The following is a 6,311-nucleotide window of genomic DNA, read 5'->3' on the forward strand; positions in this document are numbered from 1 at the left end:
ATCCTGGCCTCGTCGCCGGTGGCGGGGTGCTCGCGGTGGGGTGGCTCGGGACGGGCTCCCCGCCCCTCGGGGGCCACCGGCCGGGGATCCGGGCCGGGGTGTTCCGCGCCGGGGTGTTCCGCGTCGGGAGACGCGACCGGACCCGATCGGCCGGATGCCCGTCCGGCGACCGCTCGCCCGATGCTCGCGGCCTGCTCATCCTCCTCGTCGACCGCCCGGCTGTCCGGTGCGGCGCCCGGTGACATGCCGGTGATCGCGATGATCGACGCGCAGGGCCAGAGACGGTCGCAGCTCAGGCAGAGGTCGAACTCATTCGGCTGATGAAGGTCGATGAGGGTGATCAGCGAGTGAATATGCTCGACGATCTTCGGGCCGACCAGGACCGGCCCACGGGCGATGACGTCGAGCTCCGAGCGCAGTCGCCCGTGATACTGCTCGACGTCAGCAAGGCGCGGATCCTCCATCACCGGCAGCATGCACCATAGCGGGCCAGCGGGCACGAAGGGTGTAGCCCGTTCGGGTTCACCGTCACTGCTGACTCACGTTCCGCTTCTGACCCGCGGTGCCAGATGCCGCTGATGGTTCCCTCTCCCTTACGCGCGGTGAGGATGGGAAGCGGGTTCGCCGGGACGGGCCGCATGGTCATGCCGAGCCGGAGTCCGGACGGCGTGGCCGCGTGGAGGCGCTAATCGCAGATCAGGACCGGTCCGGCCGGACCTCGTCCGTGCGGCGGACCTGCCGCATCAGACCCTCTTGAAGCCTGGCGAACTCCTCGATGTAGGGACTTTCGACCTGCCCGGAGGCACCTCCGGGCTCCTTGCCTGGCGCGGACCGGTCAAACGGCTCGAAACCCGCGAACTGCCCGCCGGCACCCGGCGGCATGCGGTCGGGCTGGCCGTCGAACGCGGGGTAGTGCCCACCCCCCGCCGCCTGGAGGCCCCGCTCGGCGGGTCCGTCGTACCCGGGTCCGTAGGAGGACGGCAGGCCGTTGCTGCTCTGCGGGACCGCACGGTCCGCGGCGTTGTCGAACGCCGGGTAGTGGGCACCGTTGGCCGAGGCTGCGCGGTCGGTGGAACCGTCGTAGGCGAACCCCGAGCCGTTGGGGCTGCCGGACCCGGGGCTGACCGAGAGCGGGGCGCCGCGCATGCTGTCGCCGGATGCGTCCGACTGCTCCGTGGAGAGGAACCCCTCGGAGGCCGGGTAGATGCGGGCCGACAGGCTGACCGACATCGGGTCACTGCCGTAGGTGATGACGTCAACCTGGTCCTCCGCGCTGATGCCGCCGCTGCGGGCGAGATCGACGAAGCGGAACAGATCGGCCCAGCGTAGCCCATCGAGGTCGACGCTGATGCGCAATGCCATGATCGTGCCCCATCCCTGAGGTTCGTTACGTGCCGACGGTTACCTGGGCGCCAACGGACGATCGAGGGGTAACCGGCTCGCCCCCTGTCAGCGCCAGCCCGGGCGGCGATGGGCGGCAGCTTATACCGTGTTGGGAGACCATTCCCCATCCGGGGAGGTTCGGCTGGCTCTGCTCCGATAAGGCGAAGTGGGGGTATCGCGTTCTCCGTCGCGTCCCGTCACCCGAGGGCATTCCCCGGCGGAACGTCGGCGGGGAATCAGGACGGCCGGGCGGGCCCTCCGGTGGGGAGGTGTGGGGTGTGTGGATGCCGGCCGGGAGGCGTGGGAAGTCCCGGCCGGCGGACGTGGTCGGTCGATCGGGCGGTCGTGAAATGCCGCCTGGGGTGTCACCGGTGATTGGAAGGCGGGTAGTGTCCGACCCTGTGAACGTTGTGTCCGGCGGTGTCAACGGGGTCGGCGCGGCTGGGGTGGGCACGCAATCGGGTGTCATGCAGTCCGGCGCGCTGCCAATCAGGCTCCTGCACGACCGCGTGCTGGTCGAGCCGCGTGAGGATTCCGTGGACCGGCGGTCGAAGGCGGGCATCGTCATCCCCCCGACCGCGCATATGGGGAAGCGCCTGTCCTGGGCGGACGTCGTCGCGGTGGGGACGGCCGTGCGGACCATCCAGGTTGGCGATCGGGTGTTGTTCGACCCCGAGGACCGGGCCGAGGTGGAGCTGCACTCGAACACCTACGTTCTGTTGCGGGAGCGGGACGTGCACGCCGTCGCGGCGGAGCGGTTGGACGATGGCCTGACAGGTCTGTATCTCTAGATCCGGCTGGTCGGCCCCCAGGCTTGCGTGGCCCTTTCCGACCATCCGATGACGGCGCGGCGTCCAGGTGGTGTACGGTGCCGCATCGATCGAGATGCGGGCGGTCCACCGGAGCCGTGATGTTTGATCATGGCTGTGGCGGGAGTGACACCGCGCCAGCCTGGTGCTGCCTGGCCTGAGGCGGTTCCGCCCCGTATCGTTCGCTCGGCTCTGGAGATCCGCGTTCCGGCCGGGACCCTTGGATGTGGTGGAGGCACCCGGAAATGCGGACACAGGGCATCGCGTCACCTCAATCCTTGGGGTCACTGCGTACTGTAACCAGCCGATGTCCTGAGGTGCCGTGTTCCATGGCTCCTCACGCTCGGCCAAACCCAAGACCGATGGGTTGGCATACCCATTGGGTGAACGATGGCAGGGAAAGGAAGGAGACGCATGGCTCGTGACTTCGACGCTCGGCGAAGCACGGATGTCGAGGAGGACGAGCTCCAGGAACAGAGCCTGGAGACGCTCAAGGCGCAGCGCGCCGGTGCGGCAGCGGACCTGGGGGACGACATGGACGCCCTCGAGGCCGAGCTGGACCTTCCGGATGCGGAGGTACGCGACGAGGAACTGTCGCTGCGGGTACTTCCCCGGCAGGCCGACGAGTTCACCTGCACCCGATGCTTCCTGGTGCAGCACCGCAGCCAGCTCGCGGACGTCCGTCACGTCGTCTGCTCGGACTGCGCGGCCTGAGGGCCGGGTCCCGGGCGGGGTGTCCCGCGACGGCGGGCGGTGCGGATCGGTTGCCCGGTTGCCCGGTTGCCCGGTCGCCCGAGTAGGCGTACCACTACCTAGCGCGAGATTGTCGCTGGGGGTGGTGCGGATGCTCGACGAACAGTCACCGATGTCCGGTTCCGTCCGGACCCGTCCCGCCGTCTTTGAGGGTCGGCGGCCCCTCCGTCCGGAGGATGCCGCTCTCCGTCCCGGGGAGGAGGATCCCGCGGACGGTCCCGAAAGCCTGCCGCTGCTCCTGAACCGGTTCGTCCCCCCGCCGACCCCGCCGGGTCATGTCGATCGACCACGGCTGCTCGACGCACTCGACGCCGCTACCGCCCTGCCCCTCACGGTGGTGCGGGCCCCGGCCGGCTCGGGCAAGACGGTGCTGGTCGCGGCCTGGGCCGCGGGCCGGCGGGGGGAGACGCCGATTGTGTGGGTGCGGGTCGATCCGGCGGTCGTCCCCGGCCCGCGTGGCGGGGAGCCGGGCCTCCCACTGTGGCCGCAGCTGCTGCACGGGCTGGGACGACACGGTCTGCTCCCGGCCGGTGAGGGCCTTGGGAGCCGGTACGGTCCCGCGGCCGACGATCTTTGTGATCGGCGTTACCGATGGCTCGCCAACATCCTCGCCGACCTCCCGGCGTCCTTCATACTGATCCTCGACGACGTGCATCTGATCACCCGGCGTTCGGACCTCGACGGCCTCGAACTGCTGATCGACGGGGCCGCGGACCGGGCCCGGATCATTCTGGTGGGCCGGACGGTGCCCGTGGCGCTGCACCGGCTGCGGGCTGCCGGGTGGGTCACCGAGATCGGCCCGACGGATCTCGCCTTCACCCGGGCGGAGGCCGCCGCCCTCCTGGGCCGGCAGGAGATCACGGGCCGGCAGGAGATCACGGCGTCGCCCGCGACGGTGAGCGGTCTCGTGCACGTCACTGAGGGCTGGGCGGCCGGGCTGCGGCTGGCGGCCGGGGCGCTCGCCGCACGGGAGCGACGACCACTGCCGGGGGCGGATGGGCGGTGGGAAGCGGCCGTCGCATCCCCGTCCGGTGGCCTCGGTGACACGGCTGGTTTGTCCGGCGCCGTGGCCGGCCATCCCGCGATCGCCGATTTCCTGCAGGCCGAGGTGATAGCCGGTAAGCCGCCGCCGGTACGCCGCTTCCTCCTGCGGACCAGTGTCCTGGAGCGCATGACCGGGCCGCTGGCGGACGCCGTCGCGGCCGAGCGGATGGATGCGGGCGTCCTGGCGGCGGATACCGGCTCGCGTGCCGCGCCGCCGCCGGACCCCGACGCCGACGCCGACGCCGACGCCGCGAGCATGGCGATGGGCCCGCCCGGCGAGTACGGCCCCGGGGACACGCCGGCACCCACGGTAGGTGCGCGGGTGAGCGGGAAGGAAGTTCTGGCGGCACTCGCGCGCGCCGACGGCTTCGTGGTTGAGCTCGACCACGACGGCGGATGGTTCCGCTTTCACCGGCTGCTTGCCGCGGTGCTGCGTTCCGCGTTGGCCGCGGACGGCGACGAGGACACCGATGAGCTCCACTTGCGAGCCGCGATCTGGTTCGCCGCGCACCGTCGGACGACGGATGCGGTACATCACGCCGCGCATGCCGGGGACTGGTGGTACGCGGCCTGCCTGCTCGTCGATGGGCCCGAGATGGTGGATGCCCTGCACGGCGGCGCCGCGGGGTTCAGCTCGATCATGACGGCGATGCCGGACTCCCCGGCCTTGTGGTCGCCGGAGTGCGCGCTGGTCGCCGCCGTGGGCCGGCTGGGCCAGGGACAGGTGGGGGCGGCCACCAGATGCCTGCAGGTGGCCCGGGGGAGCATCGCCGCGGCGGTCGTGTCCCGTCGTCGCGCGCTCGTGGTCCGAGCCGATCTCGTCGACCTGCGCCGGGCGGAGCTCGCCGGGGCGTGCGAGGAGATGCTGAGTATCACCCGCCGGTTGCTACGGTCCCCGGGCAGGCCGGGCGCCGTGCCACAGCCGGTTGGTCCGGCGGTTGCCGGCGTGACGGGGCGGGCGGAGGCCGCGGGGAAGGTCCGGCCACGACCGCCCGTCGGCGTGCGGCCGCCGGGAGATCCTCGGTTCCTGCCCGCCGGTCCTGCTGGTCCTGCCGGTCCCATCGGGGCCATCGGGGGCGCCGAAGGTCCCGGACTGGAGCCGTCCGGTGTTCGACATGATCACGTTGGGGAAGGCGCGGCCCGCCCCGGCTCCGTCGTCGGTGGGGCCCAGCCGGACCGCCCGGCCGGGATCGTCGCGCGATCGACCAGCGGTGGCGGGGGCGTGGGTGGTCCCGACGGGATCGTGGCGGCTGTGGCTTGGTGTGCGCGCGGGCGGGCGGAGCTTTGGCTCGGCCGTCCCGATCTGGCGCTGGAGGCGTTGCGGGAGGCGATGGCGGCGGCCCGGGATGGCGGTCTGCGGACGGTCGAGGCATCGGCGTCCGGGGCGATGGCTCTCGCCTACGTGCTGCGAGGTCGATTGCGGCAGGCCGAGTCCAGCGCGGCAGTGGCGGTCGCCACCGCCGCTATGATCACTGCCAGCCCGGTCGATCCCACGGCCGTCCCCGCATCCTCGGATGGTCTGACCGACATGCCGGCCGGCCTGGTCGAGGCGCATCTCGCCCATGCGATGGTGGCGGCCGCCCGGGTCGACGACGTGCGCGTCACGCACCATCTCGACCTCGCGCGGATGGCCTTCACCCCGGCGCATCCTCCATACCTGCTCGATCTGATCGTCGTGCTGGAGGCGAGGGCACGATGCCGGCGTGGGGAGGCGGACGATGTGCGGGCTGCCCGCCGTCTCCTGGCGTCGCGAGGACGGCCGGCCGGACCGCCGCTGTGCCTGTCGCTGTGGCGCGCCGCCGAGACCGACCTGCTGATCGCCGTCGGGAACGCCCAGGCTGCCCGGCAGCTGCTGGGACAGCTGGCCGACACCCGCCGGCCGGACCATGCTCTCGCGCTCGCGGCGGCCCGGGCGAACCTCGCGTGCGCTGATCTAGAGGGAGCGGAGCACGCGGTGGCGGCTCTGCTGCGGGCGGATGGCGGCGGAGGCGGTTCGGTGGTGTCGGCATGTGTGGTGGCAGCGGTGGCGGCCGCGCGGCGTGACGACCACGGGCGTGCCACCGACCTGCTGGCGCGTGCCCTCGCGCTCGCCGAGGACGAGGGACTCGCTGGCCCGTTCCTCGAATTCGGTGGCGAACCATTGGCGATCTTGGATGCCCATCCCGGTCTCTCCGCCGCACATCCGTTCTTCGTGTCGACTCTGCGGGCCCTGGCCACGATGGCGTCCGCCGCCGCGGTGAATCCGCGGACGCCGACCGACGGCGGACCGGTCATGGCCGTATCCGGGGCGGGGGTGCCGCCCGTGGGGGTGCCGCCCGTGGG

General features: G+C 72.0%; 5 protein-coding genes. 3 read left to right on the forward strand and 2 right to left on the reverse strand.

The window, feature by feature from the left end; translation table 11 throughout:
* Positions 1-464 (reverse strand): hypothetical protein (locus tag AC08OV_RS22670; RefSeq protein WP_476620279.1); only part of this gene is annotated, 464 nt, incomplete at its 3' end.
* A 232-nt stretch (positions 465-696) separates the two neighbouring features.
* Positions 697-1,362: a hypothetical protein gene (locus AC08OV_RS22675; protein WP_476615392.1), complete on the reverse strand. Its 666-nt coding sequence runs from the start codon at positions 1,360-1,362 to the stop codon at positions 697-699.
* 422 nt (positions 1,363-1,784) lie between these two features.
* Between AC08OV_RS22675 and AC08OV_RS22680 the strand changes: the two genes are divergently transcribed.
* The 3 genes from AC08OV_RS22680 to AC08OV_RS22690 all read left to right on the forward strand — a co-directional run.
* The gene (locus AC08OV_RS22680; protein ID WP_476615393.1) at positions 1,785-2,174 is read left to right on the forward strand and encodes a GroES family chaperonin; all 390 of its coding nucleotides are present in this window, start codon (positions 1,785-1,787) and stop codon (positions 2,172-2,174) included.
* 432 nt (positions 2,175-2,606) lie between these two features.
* Positions 2,607-2,906, forward strand: coding sequence for a DUF4193 family protein (locus AC08OV_RS22685; RefSeq protein ID WP_011435374.1), 300 nt, complete (start codon positions 2,607-2,609; stop codon positions 2,904-2,906).
* 151 nt (positions 2,907-3,057) lie between these two features.
* Positions 3,058-6,311, forward strand: a 3,254-nt coding sequence (locus tag AC08OV_RS22690) for a winged helix-turn-helix domain-containing protein (protein WP_476620280.1), incomplete at its 3' end; no start/stop codon positions are given.

This window comes from Frankia sp. CeTa3Moorea, from assembly GCF_978021225.1.